Origin of the sequence: Massilia sp. Root133 (assembly GCF_001426525.1) — a bacterium.
GTDB lineage: Bacteria > Pseudomonadota > Gammaproteobacteria > Burkholderiales > Burkholderiaceae_D > Telluria > Telluria orientalis.
Genome location: NZ_LMEW01000012.1, coordinates 636,150 through 659,109, shown reverse-complemented (window position 1 = coordinate 659,109; position 22,960 = coordinate 636,150). Strand labels below are relative to the sequence as shown.

Here is a 22,960-nt window from a genome sequence, read left to right as displayed (position 1 = left end):
GTCCAAGTATTGCTGAACTACAGAGAGCTTGAACCGCTCATCGTACTTCGTCATGAAAAAACCCCAAAAGTTGGTGTCCAACTTTTGGGGTTCAGTTCATTTTCCAGGGGCTTTTTCTTTGAATCTCTGGCGGAGGCGGTGGGAGTCCCAATATGGTCGCGAAGCCGCATGTATTCTGGGTTTTCTCGGCCTGGCACTCTCATCGTGCCCCCAAATCGGCCCCCAAAAATGTTGGCTAATCTTGGATGTCGTGCGACGCTGTAATTCAACGCATCGGTACGATGCCTCTTCACCGAAGGCAACGTCGGCGCTTGTGATGAACAGCATACCTCGCTTTGCCATCCGGTAGCTCATGTGTCACGTAATGAAGAAATAGGGCAGCAACATGACACATTGTTGACCCACATGAACCCCAACGATACTGCTCGTGAACCTTACTGGGACCTGCGCGGCTTAGCGCGCACTCTATTTGAGCAACAGTTACATTGCGATAGTTTCTAGCCAGAAGAAATCAGGTACGCTGTACAATATTTCAATTTAGCAATCACCATGATCATAAAGAAACTCATTACCAAAAACTTCAAGAAGTTTGGCAATAAAGTCTTCGAGTTCAACGACGACGTTAACATCCTTGTCGGCGACAATGCAATGGGTAAGAGCTCAATTCTCGAGGCAATCGAACTGGTGACTAATTGCACGTTCCGTGGCAAGCCTTTGATATTGGAAACGGTGGCCGAACTGATCAATGCGCAAGCTACCCTAGGGTATCTAGCCGGCGACTTTAAACATACATCCCTACCAGAAATGCTAATCGAAGCATTTATCGATGGCATACCTGAATACAGAGGCACCAACAACTCTCTGACAGAAGACGCCCAAGGTATCTCGCTCAAGGTCGCCTTTGATTTGGACCTTCTGGGGAAATACGAAGAATTAGTCAAAGACCACAATAATATCCGAAGCGTTCCAATCGAGTTTTTCAAGATCGAATGGCATGATTTCGCAGGAAATCCTATTAAAGCTCTTAGTCGAAAAACAAAGTCACTTCTAATTGATCCCTCTCGCCTGCACCCGACCTACGGAAAAAATCAGTATATTGCCACGCTGCTCACCTCTGCTTTAAGCAAAGACGAACTTGCCCATCTCAATCTCGACTATCGTCAACTGAAACATGTGTTTGACGAACAGCAACATGTTAGTCAAATTAACAAAAGTCTTGGTAGCGACAAAACGATCACCAACGGCACGTTAAAGATCATTGCCGACATTGCTGCCAGCCGAGGGATTGAGACATCATTACAACTAGCTGTGAACGATGTCGCATTCCCCTTGATCGGAAAAGGAGAACAAAACCAGATCCAAATCAAGTTGGCCATACAAAACAAAGCAAAACTGGTAAATTTCATCCTACTAGAGGAACCAGAGAATCACGTTTCACACATGAACCTAACTCGCTTGATTAATTACATCGACGAGAACAGGAATGGACTTCAGGTTTTCATTAGCACACACAGCTCATATGTTCTCAACAAATTGAGCATATCGAAATTATGTCTAGTCGGCTCAGACTTTATCCGCCTTAAAGACATCGACCCTGCTATCGCAACCAAGATCAAGCGTCTCCCTGGCTACGACACTTTGCGCGCAGTATTAGCCGACAGAGTTATCTTAGTTGAAGGACCGTCAGACGAACTAATTCTTAAAAAACTTTATTTCGACAAACATGGCAAAATACCAGAGGATAACGGAATCGAGATCATTGTAGTACGTGGACTCGGCTTCGAAACCTATCTAGAGATTATCAAACGTATCGGGGTGCGCACTCACGCACTGAAGGACAATGATGGCGACTACAAAACAAACATCGAGTTCTATCAGGACAAGTATAAAAGCTATCCGCACATTAAAATACTCTCGCCTAAGGACAATGATCAAAACTCTCTAGAGCCGGCGCTAATTGCGGCGCATAACGACAGCATTGCAAATCTTGACAAGTTCGCAGAAATAATTCTTTCAACGGAAACTTACAACAAATATAATAAAGAGCCCGATTTGACGGAGAAAACGAAGTTTCTTCGAGATTGGTTCGGCGGCCCGACTGGGAGCGGCAAAAAAAAGGTAGATTCTGCCATGCGAATTTTCGACAGCAAGACGATCATTACATATCCCGCCTACCTTACCGGAGCCTTCGATTTTGTCTAACATTTTTGTCTTCGCCGGCGCAGGGACGGGTAAGACGGAGAGAATCGTAACTGAGGCGATGCCACTACTGAACTCCTCGAAACGTGTCCTTGTGCTCACCTATACGGAAAACAATCAGCGAGAAGTCTATAGTCGGTTTTCGCTAAGGCATCGAGGTGCACATCCCTCCTTTACAGTTAAAGGCCTTCTTACTTTTTATCTGGATGAGATCATTCGGCCGTATCAACGAGCTCTATTTTCGAAACGAATCGAAGGCTTTATTCTCAATGACTCTGATCCGCATAAGAGGAATGGCAAAAACATCGCTGGGCGCACGGAGCGGTTAGCAGACGGCGCATACAATCCTCTATATTATCTAACACCATGCCAGACCAAAGCGCACTCGGCACTTCTAGCCAAGCTTGCCTGTGCCGTGATCAAAGAGACAAAAGGCGCTCCCGTTCGCCGCTTGGGCGACATTTATGACAATCTGTACTTTGATGAGTGCCAAGACATGGTCGGGTGGGACTTTGAAGTGCTCTCGTTGCTTACGAAAAGCAAAAGGTTTTTTATTACCTGCGTCGGCGACTTCAGACAGACCATCTACGAAACCGCCTGCACCACTAAAAAACCCAGCAGCAGTGTTGAGAAAGTCGGCTATTTAGAAAAACTCAAGTTTATCCGCGAGGAGATGACTGAATCGTACCGCTCAATTCAGCAAATCTGCGACTATGCTGGCCGGTTGCACGCTGCGGAAGGTTACCCTACGCTGGTTTCCCATGTCGTAGCCCCTGAAGAGTTTAAGCATCACCAGGGCGTATTTGTAGTCAAGCAAAGTGATGCGCGCCTGTATCTTAACCGTTACGAGCCAGTCCTCTTGCGCCACAGCGTGAAATCCGGAACAGAATATGATGACCTCTCTTTGCGGAGGATGACTTTTGGAAAGTCGAAAGGACTTGGATTTACTAGAACAGCGATAATCCCAACCAGTTCACACTTGAAATTTCTACAGGGCGATGCAACTGCATTCGGACTCGGAAAAACTGAAGAGCCACGCAACAGATTCTACGTGGCCTTGACTCGAGCTAAGTATAGCGTAGCGCTAATCGTTCCTGACACTGTCGCGTCGGCATGCAATATTCCAACGTGGAATCCGATTGACATGGCAGACGAACAGCTTGACTGAACCGTGCAGTTTTTACGTGATATTTTGGTTAGGCAGATGGGAGAACAGAACGTCGCCCCATCTTTCTCAAAGATAAACCGAACGGCTGATCTAACTAGTCATTTTGCTGCGCAATCCGGAGCGCATGTTCTAAGCGTCTGCGACTCGTGGCTCTCACATGATGCATCCCGAGCCTTTTTGCCATCGCGACCACAGCTCCATCCCCAATCTTCCCTTCGTTAATTACCAGTTTCGCTAGCGATATCAGCTCTGGCATACAAATCTCGTCTACATTCCGCCCAGTTTCGGACTCCCCACTGAACTGAATAGGAATCTCTGGCCCTCTATCATTCGCCCAGAAGAACACTCCAACTTCCTCCTCCGTCGATTTCAAACAAGAATGAGCAATCGACGAAACACGCTCTTGGATCCGAGTCCCCGTCCGTTGCCAGCCATGTGCACGAGCGATGCGGCGCGCTAGCACGGTGTCTCGTATAGGACCATCGATCCCGACAATTTGCGTGACCATTTGGCGTAACTGAACCTCGTAGGACGGGTGGAAAAAGGCATCGGCATCCGCTGTGGTCACGTGCGGCAACTCAAACTCGAACTGGCCAGTAGGGGGCAAAGTTCTGTCCGACATATTTTCACTTCGGACGGCACGCAACTCTCCCGGAACTGTACCAGGCAAATCGACGGTTGCCGTGCTCGCACACGCTTCAGCCCGAGCTTTAGCGATAGCTTCTCTGGCCTCAGTCTCCGCCGATTCGCGCTCCTTCACCTTATTACGCAGTTGTCGGCTGACCTCAAGCAATTGCTCCAACTCAGCATGCACTTTCTCGAGCGTCCCAGTCCGATCAATCCACCAGTCCGTCGACCAGATCCGCACGATCTCCCACCCCAGTCCGCGCAGCACCTGCTCACGCAGCATGTCGCGATCGCGCGCCGTCGCCGAACGATGGTAGGTCGCCCCATCACATTCAATACCACACAGATACGTCCCCGGCGCGTCGGGATGAACGACACCAAGGTCAACGCGGAAGGACGATGCGCCAATTTGCGTTTGTACTCGCCAGCCCTTCGACGCCAACGCGGCAGCCACGGCTTCCTCAAACGGGCTTTCGAATCCGCCCAGGCTGCCTTTAGTGGCCTCAGCCAGCGCGCGCGGACCACGCTCGGCGAACTCCAGGAAGTGCTTGAGGTCTCGTACGCCGGCGGACGGAGTACGCGCCAGATCGAATTGTTCCGCCCTCAGGCTCGAGAACACGCGCAGCTCCTGCCGCGCGCGCGTGATGGCCACGTTCAGCCGGCGCTCGCCGCCATCCTTATTCATCGGACCGAAGTTCATCGATACCGCCCCTGTCAGGTCGGGGCCATACGTGATCGAGAAGTAGATGATGTCCCGCTCGTCGCCCTGAACCGATTCCAGGTTCTTCACGAACAGCGGCTCGAGTTCCATCTCCGAGAAGTACGGTTCCAGTGCGGGATCCTTGCGGCGTTCCTCGTCGAGCAAGTCTTCGATGAGGTGCATCTGCTCGGTGTTGAAAGTAACGACGCCGATGGTCAGTTTCGATTCTTTAAAGGTCGGCGACTTGAGCTTGGCGACAATGTCCGCAACCAGCGCTTTCGCTTCGGGCTTGTTGATACGCGCCCCACCCTTCTCGTACACACCCTCCACGTGTTGGAAGCTGACGGCGCGGTCTTCGGTGACTGGCGATGGGAACGTGACCAGGCCGCCGCCGTAGTAGCGATGGTTAGAGAATGCGATCAAAGACTCGTTGCGGCTTCGGTAGTGCCAGGCCAGGTTCATCGTTGGCAGATTCGCTCCCATGCACTCGTCGAGGATGCTTTCCAGGTCTCCTTCGACATCCTCGTCGTCCGCAGTGGATTCCCCACGATCGAAGAAGGAGGTCGGCGGCAGCTGCTTTGGGTCGCCGACCATCACAACCTGCTTACCGCGCGCCATGGCGCCGATCGCGTCCCATACCGGAATCTGCGAGGCCTCGTCAAACACGACCACGTCGAATGGGCTGGCGTCCGCGGCCAGGTACTGGGCAATCGAGAGTGGACTCATCAACAGGCAGGGCGTCAGCTTGGTGAGCGCATTCGGGATGTTCTTCATGAGCTCACGGAGCGGCATGTGCTGACGCTTCTTGTTGATCTCGAGGCGAAGGACGCCCCACTCCGAAGTACGGGCCACTGTTTCGGCCTTGGGCATCCCGGCGCACAACGACGCACGCACCCAGGCGCGCGTCACGTCGGTGAACTGTCTGTCGAGCGCACGGAAATCGCCAATGCGCTTTTCGTGCTCGGCCGAGACGAAGTTGCGGATGACCGGTTCGTTGTCGACGGCCCGGTTCAGCCACCAGCGGCTGTAGTTGGTCTCGAAGGCTCTCAGCGCCTCCGACGGCAGTACGGCACCGGTCTCCATAGCATCAACCAACGGCGCCAACGAAAGCGCCAGCGCTTCCTGACGCACCTTCCGCCAGGCGCACCATGACCTGAGACGGGGTTCCGCCGCGACGATCTGCCGGCAGCACGTCAGGAGGTCGTCCAACGGCAAGTCGTTGAAATGCATGGCGACGCCCTCGCTGAACGTCCCGGCCGTGCACAGATTGCCGAGCACTGGGTGCAGCGCGGCCTGGGCGGCGACGTAGCGCTTGGCCACATCGGCGAAGGGTCCGGATGGATCCAGCGACGTATTGCCGTCGACGACCAATTGTTCGAAGGCCTGCCGCAGCACGGACGCGTCTTCCGGTGTCTCCGCGAGATTGGCGATCGCTATCGACAGCGTGGCGTGAAACGATGCCACACGGTCGATCGCGGCCTCATTGGTTTGCAGCCCGGCCCACGTGCCACCCGTGAGTGATCGCAGATCATCGAAGGTGTGCAGCTTCTCTTCGATGACCGCGCGCTGCCGCAAGCGCTGGTAATCCGCGGCCAGTGTCGGTCCGCATTCTGACGACGCCACTTCATCGTGCTCGCCGTGGATTGCACCCGCCTCCTGGATATCGCGGAGCGCGCTCGCAAACCGCATCGCCGCGGCGAGCAGGTTCGACCGGGTCGAATGGCCATTCCATAGCCCGTCCGTGTCGAGCGACAGCGGCTGCATGTCTGCGATCTCCGCATCCAACGCGCGCAAGGTGCGCAGGCGCGTCAATTCAGCGGCGAGCACGTGTCCGCAACGTCCATTTTCGAGCGGTTCGAATCCCTGATCGGTCCAGGCCGTTCGCCGGCGCGCCTGCGCCACTGCCTCCTGGAACCTGAGTGCGGTACGGACAAATTCCGGGCGCGTCTTCAAACCGGCCCAGATACCTTCGGTCACAGGTCCGATCTCGACCTTTCCGATCTCGGTCTTCAGCTCGCGGATCCGGACTAGCAAAGGCAAATCTTTGGCGACATCGACATCGCCCGCCCCGGTCACGCAATCCTGCAGTGTCTTGGCGAGCTGGCGCTTGCGAATCGCGGACAACGGCCACACGCTGCGCTCGGCCTCAGCCCAGCCGCGTTGCAGCTGATGGACGTTGAGGTGATCGACCGGCTCGCCGTACCGCACCGACAAGCTGCTGTCGGCCGTGGCCAGCTCATCGAGGAGCCCCAGCCCTTTATTCAGCTCCGCCGCGATATCCGATGACCACGGTTTGCTGATTTCACCAAACACGCGCTCACGCTCTGCCAACAATGCGAGCGCCTTTTTGCACCGGGCGACGACCGATTCCGGCCAGGCAGGAGCAATCTGCACGGTCAGTTCACGATGCCGAACAACGAGCTGGAATCCCTCACGGAGACGACCCAACAAGTCGCGTACGTCGGGACGGAATACGAAACTCCAGCGATGGCCGAATGCATCGGGCAGGCTCCGTACCAGTTCCGCGATCGCGAGGCGCGCGCGCCGGTTGGTCGGAAGCCCGGCCAGATTGGTCGCGTCCTGGAAGGCCGATATTGCGCGCTGCAGCGCCTCGGCGGCAGGCACGACAGCCCGCGCTGCGCCAATGAACGTTTGCTGCCACGTCGGCGTCCATTCGGCGTGCCCCACCGCCTTCAACGGTCCCTTGAGGAGCTCGTCGGCGCCCACCGCTTCCGCATTGACCTCAAGCCGGCCGGCCAGCTCGCGCAATGCGTCAAGCTGGATATGGTCATGCGTATCCGCACTGGCCCAGGCCAGGTCGAGCTTCGGTACGTCGTCGCCGTCGACGACGATCCCGATTGCCTTGTAGATGGTGAGCCCGTTCCGATGTCGGTGGTGCAGGCGGTCGACGTATCCGTTGAGGTCATCGCGGAACCGTTTGAGCTTGCCGGCCTGCGCACGCCACTCTTCAGGGTCCACATCGCCCTGCGCTTCCCAGGCCTTTTGCAGCTGGGTGATCACATCGAGCTTGCGCGCCTTGCTGGAGTGAAGCTCGAGACAGAATTCGCCAAGGCCGACCTCGCGTAGACGGCGGTAGACGACATCCAACGCCGCAATCTTCTCCGACACGAACAACACCCGCTTGCCCTCGGCCAGGCATTGGGCGATGAGGTTGGCGATCGTCTGGCTCTTGCCGGTGCCGGGCGGCCCGATCAGCACGAAATCCTTACCCTTTGAGGCGGCCATGACGGCCGACAACTGCGAGGAGTCCGCCGGCAGCGGGCAGAATGTCGCGTCCGGCGTGAAGTCCGCATCCAGTTGCTTGGCGAGCGGGAACGCCACCGTCGACGGATACGATTCGCGCGGCGTGTCGATCAGGTGACGCACCACTGGATTCTGGCGCAGCTGGTCGGTACGCTGCGCCAGATCCACCCACATCAGGTATTTCGCGAACGAGAACGAAGCCAGCACCACCTCGTCGGAGACTTCCCACCCTTTGATGTCGCGCACCGCATGCGAGACGGTCTTCCAGATCAGCGCGACGTCGAGTCCAGCATCGTCATGCGGCAGGTCGCCGTCGACGACACCCAGGTTCAGGTTGAAATCCTGACGCAACATTTCGACGAGCGTGGGATTAAACCGCGGTTCGTCCTCGTGCAGGCACATCGTGAAACCGGAGCGCACGCTCTTTCGGTGCAGCGACACCGGAATGAGGATCAGTGGCGCCTTGTACTTCTGCGCGGCCTTGTCGTCGCGCGTCCAGTTCAGGAAGCCGAGCGCGAGGAACAGAGTGTTCGCGCCGCCCTCCTGCAGCTTGGTCCTGGCATCGCGGTACAGCTCTACCAGTCTGGTATCCAGCACCTTCTCTTCCATGCTGACGAATACTTCGCGTCGCTTGAGCGCGTCGAGCGCATGGGCACGACGCACATCTTCGCGGGATCGTTGCTCGTGAATGGCCTGGTTGCGTGGATCGCGTCCGTCCATCAGATCGGGCCGGGACAGCAGGCGGATCGGTGCGCCGTCGGACAACACGTCTTCCAGCGCGCCAGGTTCGGGAGCGTCGAGGCGTATCGACTTGGTCCCGCTCTTGAAGTTCAAAAGGTTGTTGCGCAGTGAAAGGTCGAGCAGCTTGCGCTGCCACCGCGCGAGCCGGTCCTTCGGGTCGATCGCCGGAACATCGGCCGCTGGTCCGTCGTCGTCGGGCAGATCGGGAGCGCCGTCGTCGAACACCGCTGCAGTCGCCTCGATCGTGTCGTCACTCGGCGGGGCGATGACCTGACTGTCACCGCTTGCGAGCGGTTTGATGCGCTGCATGCGCGCGCGCCGGATGTCGACGACGAGTTCAAACTCTTCCTCTCTCTCTTCCGAGATCGCCGCGCTCGCGAACTCCGTCGCATAGGTAAACGACGGCGCGGGTCGCTGGGTGATCAAGGTGGTCTCGAACAAGACCAGTTCCTTCAGCCTGACCCGTTTGCGAATGGCGGTCACGTCGTCCACGACGACAGTCGAGAACTCTTCCTTGCGCAGCCAGACGCCGGCAAACGCATGCCCCTTCGTAAAGATGATGATAGGGTTCAGGCCCGCCTGCTCGAGGGCCGAACAAAACAGAAGCGTCAGATCGAGGCACGTGCCGATACGGGCGTCCAACACCTGCGAAGAGCTGCGCACCTTCTGGCCTCGATGCTCGAAGCTGGCCGGAGGCAGGGCGTAGTCCAGGCCCAAGCCCGCAATCGCGGTCCATAGTGCGGAGCTCAGTTCCCACGCCCGCTTCGCGCCGCCTTGGTAGCCGTCCAATGCGGGGCTCTTGCCTGCTTTGCGAAGTACCTCGGCGGTCTGTTTCAACAGGCGGTCGATGGCCAGTTCATTCGGTTGAACGAACGCCGCGATCAGGTCCGGCAGATGGGACAGGCCACCCCATTGATTGCGCGGCAGAAGTTCGACCTTGCGTTCTTCGGTCACGAGCACCCGCTCATCCGCGGTGCCCGCCTTTTCGATCAACGTGAACGTGATAGTCGACGTCTCGGCTTCGGTCAGTTTGCCAAGCAGGACGCCGTCCAGCTGCACGTCGAGGTCCTTGATGCCGTAATGCGACTTGGGATCGCACACGTCGATCGACCAGCTCTTCGGTTTCAGGAATGGTGGGAACGACTCGAGACGTAACTGCAGCTGGGAGAGCTCCTTCTCGCTGTCGTTCACCACGACCAGCTCACGCAGGAGGGGCACCGAGTTCTGGAAGTCAGCCAGGTTCAGCTTGTTGGCGCTCGATACCCGAACCGTATGTTCGACCACCGTCGTGGCGGGCGTCTCCGCCAGGTCTTCTGCTTGTTCCACGCTGTCCCCCCGATCTACGAATCGAACTAGTAGCTAATCCGCAGGCATAGTCTGTCGCGGAAATCTTCCGTGATCGACGGTAACATATTGATCGGCTGGAATTATTCACCAATTCTCACGAGAATGTTACGTTTCAGAACTTGTAACGGTTCGCACACCCTGCGGAAGGTGACATTCATTAGAACGTCAGGGAAAAAACAGCTTTGCACATTGGACATATTTACAACGAAGTCCACAGTGAGGACATGTGATTTCAGCCAACGAATAGTGCCTTTGCTGCTGCAAGAATAGCCCTCTCACGATCGATCGGAGGCAGCATGGCATCAGATTTTTACCTGCAACTAGACGGCATCAAGGGCGAGTCAGCGGACTCGAAACACGCTGGCTGGATCGAGTGCACATCGATCAATTGGGCCATCCACCAACCCAAGAGCGCGACCGCGTCAACCAGCGGCGGCCATACCGCCGAGCGCGCCGAACTCAGCGAGATTAGCATCAGCAAGCTGGTCGACCTCGCGTCGCCGCTCCTGGCGCAGACCTGCGCCTGCGGCAAGACCATTCCGAAAGCCAAGCTCGAGATGATGCGCGCCGATGGTAACGGCGAGCCGATCAAGTACTTCGAGGTGGAGCTCGAGAACGTACTCATCGAACACATCGCGCCGGCGTTCACGGGTGGTGACATACCGGTCGAAAGCCTGGGATTGAAGTTTTCCAAGGTCAAATGGAAGTACACCCAGCAGCGGATTGCCGGCGGCGCGAGCGGCAACACGGCTGGAGGTTGGGACTTGGCCGCGAACAAGGTCGCCTGATGCGCGCGTTTATCGCTATCGGACTCGCGCTCGCGGGCGCGTGCAACGCGCAGCCAGCGGACGTCACGCCGTGGATGACGGGTCAACGTCTGGTCAAGCTCTTGGGTAACGTGGACCCCGCGGCCGTCAAGTGGACGCCGGAAAGCCCGTTCCGTACCCGAGCCATCGCTGCCGAATACGAGGACGCGCGCAATCGAGAATTCGTCCGCGGCTTCATCCAGGGCGTACACGATGCTACGGAAGGCAAAGCGTGGTGCTGGAGCGCCAGGTATAAGCCCGCCCCGGACGAGCTCGAAGCGGACGCGCGGCGTGCGCTGCAACAGATGTCCGATACCCAACTCAAGCGGAACGCCGCCGACCTCATCGTGGAGGTCTGGCGGACGAGATGGCCCTGCCCTGCCGAACAACGGAGCAAGCGTTGAAAGTCCCTTTCGCCAATCTCAGGATGCACTTCCCCGACACGGACAACATCGGCCGCGAAGAGCTCTACCAGTGGATCGGGTATCCCGAGAACATCAACAATCCGAACTTCTACAATACATGCGCGATCCGACTGAGCCTGGCCTTGCTCGGCGCAGGCTACCCGAATCCGGGCAAGTGGCCGATCAAGGCAGGCAAGTACAAGGGCCGTTCCATCGAGACCAGTCAGCACAAGCTGAGCAACTGGCTGGTACGCCAGCTCGGCCAGCCCGAAAAGTTCGACAGCGGTCCGAAAGCGGAGGACGCGGTCGGCAACCGGCGCGGCATCGTGTCGTTCTTCAGCATCTATGGCGACGACCGGCCGCAGGGACACATCGCCATCGTGTCCCGGGACCGGTGGGGGAGCTATCTGCGCTGCGGGAACGAAATCGATGGGATGGCGACCGGCTGCTATTGGTCTTCTCGCGAAGTTTGGTTCTGGGTGCTGCAATAGACGTAACCCAAGGCGTCACGGCCCTTCGCGAACCTCGTGCCCCACTTGCCCTTCTGTCAGCTCGATCAGTCGTGACGGCGTCACGCGCAAAGCCTCGGCCAGCCGGAAAATCACGCGTACCGTCGGCTGGCGCTCCCCACGTTCGATCAGGCTGACGAACGTCCGGTCGATCTCCGCCGCGTGGGCAAGCTGCTCCTGTGTAAGGCCGACCTCTCGTCTTACCGCGCGTAACACTTTCCCAAAGGCCAACCCAGGATCCAAAGATCTCTCCCAATATTTGGGAGAAATGATGGCTCTGCGGTATCATCACGTCTTCGGACTATAGTCATCATTTTCAAGTATGCTATCGAAAGGCCTTTTAGCCTTTGCCGTCGAGCTCCGCCAAACGGTGCCGATCAGCACTCCTCCGCTCCAGCTCACGACATGCCCCAAGATCGCACACCTTTTGTATGTTTCCTTACCGATAGCGAAACCAATAATTCGCTCTGCCTGAGATATTGGTCTATCGACGATTCAGGGAAATGGGCCGAGCCTTACACCGCGTTGCAGTGCGACGCGGGGCTGAGTCGCGTCGAGATGATCAGGATGTTGAAATCTGCGTGCCGTGCCTACCTCCCCCATCTACGATGCAATGCCTGTGGGACGGCAATCGAAGTCGGCGCGCGCAGGGACTATTCGCCGGCGACTGGATCACTGCTGGGATGGGAGGCAAAATGGACGCCGCCGCAATGTGCTTCCTGCGACGCCGCAGCGCTTGCAGCAAAACAGAAAGCGTCCCTCTGTGCCGAGCGACAGCGTCATGACCGCATGACGTATGGATCGAAAGGAATGCGTGATCAATCCGAGCCGATCGACTTTGCCCACCTGAGCTATATGCAGTCATGCTTCCTGTACGCGACACTCGTGGCCGCGGATGTAGGTAGAACCAACCAAGCGATCCCGTCACTCGAGTATCTGACGTTCGCGCTTGCAGCAACTCATGAGCTCGCGGAAAAAATTTACACGCAACTTTATGCCAACAAGATACTAGTTCCGGCTCCGGCAACAATCGCCAATCACACCAGACTCGATGAGGCAACTGGTGCAGGGACAATCAATTTACGCACGAGCCGATGGGTGCTCGCTCCCGATATTGCAGGCCGGTCGCTGGACGACATCTTCGCAGTGCTGTCCGACCGCATGGACCATCCCGAGCCGCAAGCGGTCAAGGAACTCTGGTATCTGGTGGCAGAAAGCGAGTGCCAGAAGTATTTCATCCACCAATGCATGGGCTACAGGTTCTGCCAGCCCGGCCTCTACTCGTCCAAAGTTGCGGCGTCCATCCGGCACTGCCTGGACCGTCTTTCGATTGGCCAGGTCTGTAACATCATCCATTACACGCTGAAGGACCTCGCGGCGCTCTCCCAGCGACGAGGATATACACGTCAGGAAATCTACAGCATGGTGGCGGGAAGCCTACGTCGCGCGGCAGACTATCGACTTGCGAACGGTAAGCCGATTCACCCGTGGCGCCGCCCTTCACCTGCGACCGAGCCCTGGCTGACTACTGTCCTGCTGGACAACGTGCTTAAAGACGGCGACATCTCGTTCGAAACACTGAAAGGGAAAGAGGTAGCCGCTCACGTCCAGCGTCAACTTGGCGTCAAGGATGAGACGGAACCTGCCGCGATGAGGAACTGATGGGGACTCCAAATCACAAGAATGGTCGCTCTCGCCAAAGCTCCGGCGCGACCAATCGAAACGCACCCGCCGCCAGGAAGTCGCCTTCGGTCGATAGCCGCAAAAACCGCGTCACCACGGCAGATTTTGTCGCGACCCTGGTTCGGGAGGAGGCAGAGTACCGCCGCGAGCAGCTGGCTTCACACGAACTGTTGCGAGGTCCGGAGTTGCGGGCTCTCTTGCAGATTTCGCCGCAGGCGTTAAGTGGTGCCGTGAGAGCAAAGCGCTTCTACGCGCTGCACGACCCCGACGCTGTGGCCGTATATCCCGCTTTTTTCGCGGACCCATCACCCGCTCGCCTGTCAGTCGAGCTTGTCTGCAGGGCATTGGGCAGTCTGCCGGGCGCTGCCAAACACTTCTTCTTCACGAGCGCGCGGTTCTCCCTCGGTGGCCTGACGCCGCTACAAGCGCTGGAAAAAGGGAAAGAAGCCGAGGTTCTGGCCATGGCGGAAGTCTTCGAAGAACAATGACGGCGAACCGGCCGCGCACGGCGATGTCGAAAATAAGATCCGCGCAACTATACCCATGACGTTGGAGGCATCAAGTGCGAGCGCGTACCATCGACACCCACATCAGCAACATCGTCGACGAACATCTCAAGGTATTGTCGAGTCGCATCGCAACGACGACGTATCCCGACACCTACCGCGCGATGCTGTCGTTCTGCGCCCGGACCAACAGTCTGAAAGAGGCCATGCTCGATATACTCGAGTCTGGTAACGGCTATACATTCAACACGTTACTTCGCGCCTTGTGCGAGCAATATCTCCAGTTCCTTTACCTCTGGGTGCGCTTCACGCTTGAGAAATCCGACGTGGCCGCCGCCGACCACAATCGCTTTTGCGGCGCGCGCGCATTACAGGAAGGTCTCGATGTCTTGGCTATGGCGGGCTCGCTGGTGCCGGCGACAGCACGACAGGCTTGCCGCACGCTGATCGAAGCGCAGTATCACAACGTCGCAAGGTCCGGTAGCGAAGCGTTCGAGCATCGAGCCGACCTGTTCCGGTGCAGCTCCATCGTTGAATTCCTGGCACGTGACCATGCGGGCATCCCGCCCGATGAACTGCCGCTGCTGGATCGCGTCATCCCGACGCTCGCCTTGCTGGCACCAATTGGCCGAGGAGGTCCGTACATGGACGTTGGCAGCCTCGACGCGATGCAGCTCGAGACATTCCACGCCCCGGTCGACGACACGGAATTCGTTGTCGCGCTGCCCGCCATCGTGTTCATGTTCACGGCGCTTGCCATCTCCAGAGAGTACCCCGAGCATATAGGAATTGCGCCGACCGTCTGTACCCTGATCGAACGGTTCGCACTCGAACGTGAGCTACCAGACTAGCGGCTTTGGGCTGCACCTGCCTGCAATGGGGTGATCGGCCAAGTGACACGAAGCCACGTTTCGCGAACACGCGTAGCCAATACCATCGATATTCATATCTCTCGCGCGACTTCGGAGGCGCTGTTCACGGGGGCGTTCGTCCGCGCGATGCTGCGGTGGTCGACACTCGATACCAAACGAATTGGCGCAGTGACCGGCCCTCTCGCCATCGATGCTACGCCACTATAGACCATCACAAGCGTCCACGAAGCCCGCCGCGACGCGGGCCAAGCCTTCACTCCAGGCCTCTGCGACGACATCGCGCCCCCGACGGATTGAAGCCGGTTTCAATTCAGGTGCGCCGGCTGACTTGACGGTTAGACGAGCACGAAAAACAGAGGCCCTCTCCCTGCTCCGTGATCAGAAGGAAAAAAGAGGTGGACCGCGCGCGACAACATAAAAACCCGATCATTTAAGGAATTCTTGCTTGCGCAAACCGCTTGACGCGAAGTCCGCTCGGTCGTATTGTCGGTACGTCATACCGGGTCCAGCGCCCGATAGCCCTTCGGGGCAGGCTGGCGTTGCGGTCGTCACCCGCATGAATGAACGCATCACGGCCGCCCCGAGCGGCCAGTCAGTGCGACGGCAGCGGGCTCGACCTGCGTCGTCCTGGCGGCGAGAACTCGCCATTCTCGCCCCTGTGTGTGCGCCGGCATGCCGGTGTGCCCTGCCGATCCGGCTCGACCGGACGGCGTCCATCCCGCATTGCTCGACGATGCGGCCCTTGGTCGTGCCATCGCCCAGACTCGGGTACAGATGGCAGCGGCTGCGCGCAGCCAGACTGACGCAGCCCATTCAGCGCGCGGAGCTCGACTCCGGCGTCTGCTGGCTCGACCGGCAGCGACTTGTCCCATCCCCAGAGGAACGTGTTTCGAGGCGTCGCGATCCACCGCGTGAGCGGTGCAACGACCGTCATGGCCCGAGAGGCCAGGCGGCGTTGTCAGCGGCACCGACGTCCGACCCCGATGGGCGGGGTCATGGATAAGGACGATGAAGCACGCGAAACCCATCCGACGAACGGGATGTGCCCGTTCACCCGCGCCACCATGGTGGCGTGGTTCCCGTACGCGGGAGCAGGTCGACCCGGAGAAATTCGGCGGCTTGTTATATGCACATTTTTAAGACGCCCGCGGCCGCATGGCCGGCCTTATCCCGTCGCGCCCAGCTCCGGGGCACCGTGCGCGACGCCCTATGCCCCCCCGCTCCGCCGTGGCTCGGCGGACGGCCCTCGCCCGTGAGGGGCGATGCCGAACCACGTCCATTACTCGCAGGAGGGTTAGCTTTGACAAAACGACAGAACGTACCGATCAGGTCTCCCTGATCTGCAACGCATGCACCAGCGCCCAATCCTGGCCGTTGGCATACGGGTCGTACACGCGGGCCTTCTGGCCGTTCACCGACATCGGATAGATGTACGCCGCGGAACCACGGCCGTCTGGTGTGAAGAGCGACAGGTTGTTGCGGATGATGCCTTCAGCCCGGTCGGCGTAGGCCGCGCCCCCGCCTGCCCTGGCGTAATGATGGAACGCGACCGCCGTCAGCGTGCTCCAGTAATGCGGGAGAGTATCGCCCCACAACAGGCGCTTGCCGAACCAGTAACCGTCCCAATGGCGGATGGCGATGTCGTGCAGGTGATGATCTGGCTGCCGGCCGCTGAACAGTTCCAGCAGCGCCAGGTGCGGCTTCGCGGCTGCCAGCCAGCGGGCCTCTCCTGTCGCGCGATGCAGCTCGAGCAGGAAGATGGCCGCGGGCGCAACGATAGACTGCTCGTAGTTGACTTCCATGTCCGGGTAGCGCGCGCCGGTTTCCGCCATGTGTCGCCCGTGCCGTTCGAACAGCGCCAGCAGCTTCGCGTGGTCGCCCGGACGGTTGGCCCGGTTCAGCGCCGTCAGGCCTTCGTAGACCGGCATCCCGATCGCGTAGAATTTGTCGCCGCCGAGCGTGTAGAAATTCTCGATCGTCCGGATGAACGCCTGCCACGACGCTTCCTCGCCGGTTTGATCTACTAGATGTTCTCGACACCCAGGTCGCGGCCGGCGCGCTGGTTATGCGGACAACTGCGCAGCGCTTGCGTTAGACGATCGAAACACTGTATCCCGACATCGCACGAGTCGCGGATGAAGGGCCGGTGCGTCGAACCGACCAGTTCCGGTTGCGTGACATAGCGAGGCTCCTGGCAAAAGCATGGCCCGCCGTTAGTAGTTCTCCCGCTGCCGGACCGCCCTCCCCCTTCCGCGTATTGCTGACGCCTCTTGGCCATGAAGGCCCGTCCGCGGACGTCGACTTGCCCCAGACGTCAGAAACCGAGGTGCTCCAGGAGTACATCAGAGGCGAGACGGCGGTCGTACTGTTGCCGGCCGTCGTGTTCCTGTTGCCGGAAAGGGTCATCGCCAGCGAGTTCACGGGACACAAAGCGATCGCTCCGAACCTCCACGCGCCTGTCGAAAGAGGACCGTATGACGGCCTCGGCCCGGGCTGAAGTGTCACCCCGATCTCACCAAAAACTGTCGCCCGACGGCGCGCGCGATCGGCTCAGGTGGTGTGTTTATTCCGTTGAAAACGAAGCCAACGCGGCGCTTTCGTTCGCGGCTGGCCATGGCATCTGTCGGTACTCGCAATTGTTGCGATAGCTGAACTGAACCCGAGTTGAACCCGAGATCATTTCTCTGCTGGAGCGCTTCTCGACGAATGAACTGCGATTGAACTGCGATTCAATCGTCAGGTCCGAACTACCAGTTTCGCGCGCGCCAGCGCTGCCTGATGCACTTTGAGTTCATCCCGGGTTCAATTTGAAATGAACGGGCGTTCAATCGCGATGCCTGCGGCGTCGACCATAAACTTGGCGCCGAAATCAGAGGCCAATCCTGAGCTTCTGGCTCAGAGTGAAAATCAGCCGGAAATCGCGGGGGGAAACATAAAAACGCGATAAAACGCAACGATTCGCGTGAGCTCGTGCACTTGACGCGGCGGCGACGCGCGCCTATTCTTTACGTGTCTCACTGGGCTCCACCTGCCCGCGGTCCTTGGACCGGAAGTCGTGGCGTTGCGGTCGATACCCGCATCTATGTTGAGTATTCGGCCGCCCTGGTGCGGCGCTGGTGGTGGCGAAAGCGGGCCCGATCCGCTCCGTCCCTGGTGCGACAGTTCGCCTTTGTCGTGCCTGTATCCGCATGCCGCAGTCGTGGTATGCCTCGTCGTTCCGGCCAGACTGGACGACGTTCCGTGGCATCGTTCGATGCGACGATCCTGTGCTGAACTCCCCCCGGGGTCCGGGTTGGGAACAGCGGCTGCGCGGCCAGACCGACGCAGCCATCTTGCGAGGCGGGGCCAGACCCTGCCGCCTGCCGGCCAGACCGGCGGTGATTTTTGCTATCCCTAGAGGAAACGTGAGTCAATGCGTAGCGCGTCATCGCTCATGCGGTGCGACCTGAGCTGCGGTCCCAGAGACCCGGCCTCGTCGTCCTTGCTATGCAGTCGTCGGAGCCCTGGTGGGAGGGGCCATGGATAACGGCGGCGACCCACGTACGAAACTATCCACCGAACGGTCTGTGTACCGTTCACCACGTTGCCTCGCGCAGCGTGGACCCGGTCAAACGGGGATTCGGTAGGCCGAAGAAATTTAGCCCCGAATCAAATGCACATTTTTAAGACCCCAGGCATTCGTGCCGAACAGGATTCCCGCCGCGCGCGCCCAGGGGCAGCACGCGCGGCGTAAAACGCCCCCCGTTACGCCGTGGCTCGGCGGACGGCGTTCGCCCGTACGGGCGCAACCATTGCCGGGACATGGCTGGAGCCAGAAAGGACTTGCTACGAAAAGAGAAGACAGCCCTCAGGTGGAACCTCGATGGAAAGACTGACTTGCAGCGCCTCTCCAACGAGCGTAACCCGCATGATTCGCGTCGCGTTACGGCGAATCCCCATAATATTCACGGCACGAGCGTGCGAGGTGTTTCAGATGTTCGCGCTATTGCATGCTGGCGGCTATCGGTCGGCCAAGGTTGCCTTGGGCCGAACGCCTGCTGCAAAGCCGCGAGCGTTCAATCAATTGGAACGGCGATACCTCGAGGTCGCGCCGATGCCGCGTCTGGCAACCTTGTCCACCCGACCGAACGGCTAAGTATCGTTCACCGCAAATGCATACGCGCCCCAGCAGCACTTTGCAAGGAACTGGGACCTCGCTGTCCAAGTCAACGGCGGCCCTAATCAAACCATGCTCACCGTCGCGTACGCTCTCAGGCTGATCGAATTCGGAACCTCGGCCATCGAAATGATCCGCATATGGGGGATAACGCGCTCGCATAGCAGGCGCAGATGACGTCGCAGGTCCGGCGAACAAAGGAGGACCGGTAGCATATTACTTTTCATCATACGCTCGGCGTGTGTCGCCAGCCGGTTCAGCAGTTGCTCGGCGAGACGGGGCTCGACGACGAGCGCAGCCCCCGACTCCGCCTCGCGCAGGCTCTGCGTCAGGTTTTGTTCGATATCCGGATCGAGCGTCAACACATGAAGTGCAGGCAGGTCTCCCAGCAGCGACTGGCAGATCGCCGCCCCCAGCTTCTGCCTGATGACCTCGGTCAGGTATCCCAGATCCTTGCTGTTCCTGCCGACGTCGGCGAGCGTTTCCAGGATCAATTCGAGATTCCGGATCGACACTTTTTCACGTAACAGGTTCTGCAAAATCTTCTGGATGTCGCTGATGGAGACGATGGTCGGAACGAGCTCCTCGACCAGTCCAGGCTGCTGATCGCGAATCCGCTGCAACAGGCGGTCGGTTTCCGTCCGGGTCAGCAGCATGGCCGATTGTTGCTTGAGCACTTCGCTGAGGTGCGTGATGAACACCGTGACCGCATCCACGAGCGTGTACCGCGACGCGCGCGCCAGTTCCCGCTCCGACTCCTCGATCCAAACTGCCGGCAAGCCATAAGTCGGCTCCTTGGTCTCGATGCCCTTGAGCGGACGCGGCTCGCCGCCGGCGTGAATGGCCAGGATACGGTCGGACATGATCTCTCCGCGGCCCGCCAGCACACCGAACACGTTCAGCTCGTACGCATTCGCGCCAAGTGCCTGGGCGGCGCGGAAACGGACGCGCGGCAGGACCATGCCCGATTCGAGCGCGTACTGCTTGCGGATGGCGCTGATCCGTTCCATGAAAATCGTTTCGTCGCCGCTGACCAAGGGTGCAAGGTTCGCTCCCACCAGGATTTCGACAGGCTCGACCTTCAGCATGTCGTACGGGTTGGACTCGCCGACGGCGGCCGGAGCGACATCCTTGCCGAAATCGGCAGCGGCAGGTACCGGCTCGTCGCCACTGGCCTTGCGCCGTACCAAGTAACCGGCACCCGACAGTACGCCGATGATCGCAAGAACCGGCAATGACGGAATGCCTGGGAGGAACAGCATGGCGAACAATGCCGCCGCCACGATGAACATCGTCTTCGGAAATGTCGTCATCTGACGCAACACTTCCGCGCTCAGGTTGCTGTCGGATGCCGAGCGGGTGACGATGATACCCGTGCCGACGGCAATGACCAGTGCCGGCACCTGGGTGACGATGCCGTCGCCCACCGTCAGCAAGGTGAACGTGTGAAGCGCCTCGTCCCACCGCATCCCCATCTGCATCACGCCGATCACCAGGCCGCCGACGATGTTGATCAGCAGGATGACGATGCCGGCAATGGCATCGCCCTTGACGAACTTGCTGGCCCCGTCCATCGCGCCATAAAAGCCGGTCTCCTTTTCCAGCGTCTTGCGGCGGCGCTTGGCTTCCTCCTGGTCGATGAATCCCATGTTGAGATCGGCATCGATGCTCATTTGCTGCCCCGGCATGCTGTCCAGCGTGAAGCGCGCGGCAACCTCGGAGACGCGTTGTGCGCCGTTCGTGACGACGACGTATTGCACCACGACGAGGATCAGGAACACGATCATCCCGATGACGTAATTCCCGCCGATGACGTAGGAACCGATCGCCCCGATCACGCGGCCCGCATTCGCGTCCGTCAGGATCAGTCGGGTGGCCGCGACGTTCAACGACAGCCGGAACAGCGTGGCGATCAGCAACAGAGAGGGAAAGGTCGAGAACTCGACCGGCCTGCCCATATAGAAGGTCAGCAGCAGGATCAGCATCGCAAAGCTGACGTTCACCAGGATGAGAAAGTCCAGCAGGCCGGACGGGATGGGAACGAACAATACGGTCAGGATGCCCACCACGAGCATCACCATCACCAGGTCCGAATTATTGGAAAACATACGACGTAACATCAGCTTGCCTTTCGTCCAGCGCGTTTCGCTTCGCGCATTGAATACACCCACACCATGATCTTTGCGACCTGCGGATACCACTTTTCCGGTACATAGCCTTCGTAGTCGACTTCCCGGAACAAGGCTCGCGCCAGCGGCCGGTTCTGCACGATCGGAATCTGATGGCGCTGCGCGGTTTCGCGCATCTTGCGCGCGATGTCGCCCGCGCCCTTCGCGACCACCAGCGGCGCAGCCGACTTGCCATGGTCATACGTGAGCGCGATGGCGATACGGGTCGGATTCGTGATGAGCACGTCGGCCTTCGGCACGTTTGCCATCGACTTGCTGCGCTTGAGCATTTCCTTGCGAAGTTCGCGGATGCGCGCGCGGATGCGCGGATCGCCGTCGCGGTTCTTGGCCTCGTCCTTGACGTCGCGCTTACTCATGCGCATCTTCTTGGCGTATTCCCAGCGCGCGAACATCAGATCCAGGGTGCCGATCACGAACAGCGCCAGCACGATCTTGACCAGCATGCCGGCCGCCAGGGCCAGCAGCACGGCCAGATAGCGCCGCGGTTCCGCACCGGACAGGCCGATCAGGCCGGGAATCGCGTCCTTGATCAGCACGTACAACAGCGCCCCCAGCACCGCCAGCTTGATCACGCTCTTGACGGTGTCGAACACGGTCCGCATGGAAAACACGCGCTTGACGCCGTTCATCGGATTGAGCCGGGTCAGGTCCGGCTTGAGCGGATGAAAACTGAAGACGGGGCCCGTCTGCATCAGGTTGAGGAGCACCGCGGTCACGACCAGCGCCAGCAGAAAAGGCCCAAGCAGGCCCAGCATCCCGATGGCCAGCTCGCCCATCCAGGCGGCGGTGGCGTCCACGCTCATCGGGCGCGCGGCACCCTGGCTGAGAATCCGCTGTTGCATGCGCAGCAGCCGGCGCAGACCGTCCCATCCGGTTGCGTAGAGCGACACCACCAGCGCGGCCATCATCGCCATCGCGATGAAGTCATTGCTCTTGGCCACCGATCCCTCCTTGCGCGCCTTCTCCAGCCTGTAGGGAGTCGCGTCTTCCGAGAGATCCGAATCACGTTCTGCCATTTACGTCAGCACCTGTTCCCAGAATTGAAAAATGGCCGCATACACCCTGCCCATGGGGGAACCCAGCAACGGCACCGTCAGCGCGAACAGGATGACGCCCGCCGCCAGCTTGACGGGGACCAGCACGACGAACACGTTCATCTGCGGCAGTACCCGGGATACGACGGCGAGTCCGATTTCCACCAGCAGCAGGCACAGCATCACAGGAATGATCAGCGCGACGCCGAGGGAAAACATCAGGCCGAACATCCGCACGACGGCGTCCGGCTGGAATGCGGCAAAGCCGGCGCCCGGCGCGGCGTGCTGCAGCGAAAACGCAATCCCGCGCATGAATGCGTGGTGCGCGTCCATGCTGAAGAACACGACCACGCCCAGCATGTTCAGCATGGTCGCGAACATGGGCGCCCCGCCGCGCGTGACCGGGTCGTAGACGCTCGCCAGGCCGAAGCCGCTCTGGATGTCGAGGATTTCGCCGGCCATCGAAAATGCCCCGAACGCGGCCATGACGCCGAACGCCAGCGTGACCCCGACGGCCGCTTCCTGCAGCGCCGCGACGATCACCGGGCCGATCGACAGTGTTACCGGCGCGGCCGGCAACGGCATGGCGGAGACGAGCATCCCGCTGAGCACGAGCGTCAGCAGGACGCGCACCGTCACGAGACCGTCGATGGCGGTGAAGATCGGCGACATCAGCAGCAGTACGCCGACCCGCAACGACACCAGGAAGACCGTCATCATCCAGGCGGGATCGATTTCGATCGACATCGAACGCC

Annotated in this window: 14 protein-coding genes; 8 read left to right on the top strand and 6 right to left on the bottom strand. The window is 59.2% G+C overall.

Features of this window, described 5'->3' with window-relative positions; translation table 11 throughout:
• The first annotated feature begins 549 nt into the window (after nt 1–549).
• Both ASD28_RS13525 and ASD28_RS31125 read left to right on the top strand, forming a co-directional pair.
• The gene (locus tag ASD28_RS13525) at nt 550–2,202 is read left to right on the top strand and encodes an ATP-dependent endonuclease (RefSeq protein WP_056128303.1); all 1,653 of its coding nucleotides are present in this window, start codon (nt 550–552) and stop codon (nt 2,200–2,202) included.
• Complete coding sequence (locus ASD28_RS31125) at nt 2,195–3,367, top strand: UvrD-helicase domain-containing protein (RefSeq protein ID WP_162252934.1); 1,173 nt, start codon at nt 2,195–2,197, stop codon at nt 3,365–3,367. Before ASD28_RS13525 ends, ASD28_RS31125 begins: the two co-directional genes overlap by 8 nt.
• Before the next feature lie 94 nt (nt 3,368–3,461).
• Here the strand turns inward: ASD28_RS31125 and ASD28_RS13520 are convergent, their stop codons facing one another.
• On the bottom strand, nt 3,462–10,025 hold the full coding sequence (locus ASD28_RS13520) for a DUF3320 domain-containing protein (protein WP_056128300.1): 6,564 nt from the start codon (nt 10,023–10,025) through the stop codon (nt 3,462–3,464).
• A gap of 317 nt (nt 10,026–10,342) precedes the next feature.
• Here ASD28_RS13520 and ASD28_RS13515 point away from each other — a divergent pair, with 317 nt between their 5' ends.
• Genes ASD28_RS13515 through ASD28_RS13505 form a run of 3 tightly spaced genes read left to right on the top strand, consistent with a single transcriptional unit; the run spans nt 10,343 to nt 11,747 of the window.
• Nucleotides 10,343–10,834 carry a type VI secretion system tube protein Hcp gene (locus tag ASD28_RS13515; RefSeq protein ID WP_056128297.1) on the top strand — a complete coding sequence of 164 codons (492 nt, stop codon included), beginning with the start codon at nt 10,343–10,345 and terminating at the stop codon, nt 10,832–10,834.
• Entirely contained in the window at nt 10,834–11,256 is a 423-nt protein-coding gene (locus ASD28_RS13510; RefSeq protein WP_056128294.1) for a Rap1a/Tai family immunity protein, read from the top strand. The genes ASD28_RS13515 and ASD28_RS13510 overlap by 1 nt, the downstream gene beginning before the upstream one ends.
• Nucleotides 11,253–11,747: a T6SS effector amidase Tae4 family protein gene (locus ASD28_RS13505; RefSeq protein WP_162252933.1), complete on the top strand. Its 495-nt coding sequence runs from the start codon at nt 11,253–11,255 to the stop codon at nt 11,745–11,747. Before ASD28_RS13510 ends, ASD28_RS13505 begins: the two co-directional genes overlap by 4 nt.
• 15 nt (nt 11,748–11,762) lie before the next feature.
• Here ASD28_RS13505 and ASD28_RS13500 read toward each other — a convergent pair whose 3' ends face one another.
• Nucleotides 11,763–12,008, bottom strand: coding sequence for a helix-turn-helix domain-containing protein (locus tag ASD28_RS13500; RefSeq protein ID WP_056128286.1), 246 nt, complete (start codon nt 12,006–12,008; stop codon nt 11,763–11,765).
• Between the two features lie 162 nt (nt 12,009–12,170).
• Here ASD28_RS13500 and ASD28_RS13495 point away from each other — a divergent pair, with 162 nt between their 5' ends.
• The 3 genes from ASD28_RS13495 (at nt 12,171) to ASD28_RS13485 (ending at nt 14,805) form a co-directional block, all read left to right on the top strand.
• Nucleotides 12,171–13,427, top strand: coding sequence for a hypothetical protein (locus ASD28_RS13495; protein ID WP_156404048.1), 1,257 nt, complete (start codon nt 12,171–12,173; stop codon nt 13,425–13,427).
• Nucleotides 13,427–13,936 (top strand): hypothetical protein, encoded by a 510-nt coding sequence (locus ASD28_RS13490; protein WP_056128281.1) that lies wholly within the window; start codon nt 13,427–13,429, stop codon nt 13,934–13,936. The genes ASD28_RS13495 and ASD28_RS13490 overlap by 1 nt, the downstream gene beginning before the upstream one ends.
• Before the next feature lie 74 nt (nt 13,937–14,010).
• Complete coding sequence (locus tag ASD28_RS13485) at nt 14,011–14,805, top strand: hypothetical protein (protein WP_056128279.1); 795 nt, start codon at nt 14,011–14,013, stop codon at nt 14,803–14,805.
• A gap of 1,346 nt (nt 14,806–16,151) precedes the next feature.
• Here the strand turns inward: ASD28_RS13485 and ASD28_RS13480 are convergent.
• The 4 genes from ASD28_RS13480 to ASD28_RS13460 all read right to left on the bottom strand — a co-directional run bounded on the left by ASD28_RS13480 (nt 16,152) and on the right by ASD28_RS13460 (nt 22,952).
• Nucleotides 16,152–16,754 (bottom strand): hypothetical protein, encoded by a 603-nt coding sequence (locus ASD28_RS13480; protein ID WP_056128276.1) that lies wholly within the window; start codon nt 16,752–16,754, stop codon nt 16,152–16,154.
• Between the two features lie 2,293 nt (nt 16,755–19,047).
• Nucleotides 19,048–21,102 carry a flagellar biosynthesis protein FlhA gene (locus ASD28_RS13470; RefSeq protein WP_056128268.1) on the bottom strand — a complete coding sequence of 685 codons (2,055 nt, stop codon included), beginning with the start codon at nt 21,100–21,102 and terminating at the stop codon, nt 19,048–19,050.
• Nucleotides 21,102–22,187: a flagellar biosynthesis protein FlhB gene (locus tag ASD28_RS13465; protein WP_082577744.1), complete on the bottom strand. Its 1,086-nt coding sequence runs from the start codon at nt 22,185–22,187 to the stop codon at nt 21,102–21,104. Before ASD28_RS13465 ends, ASD28_RS13470 begins: the two co-directional genes overlap by 1 nt.
• Nucleotides 22,188–22,952 carry a flagellar biosynthetic protein FliR gene (locus ASD28_RS13460; RefSeq protein WP_056128261.1) on the bottom strand — a complete coding sequence of 255 codons (765 nt, stop codon included), beginning with the start codon at nt 22,950–22,952 and terminating at the stop codon, nt 22,188–22,190.
• Nucleotides 22,953–22,960: the final 8 nt, after the last annotated feature.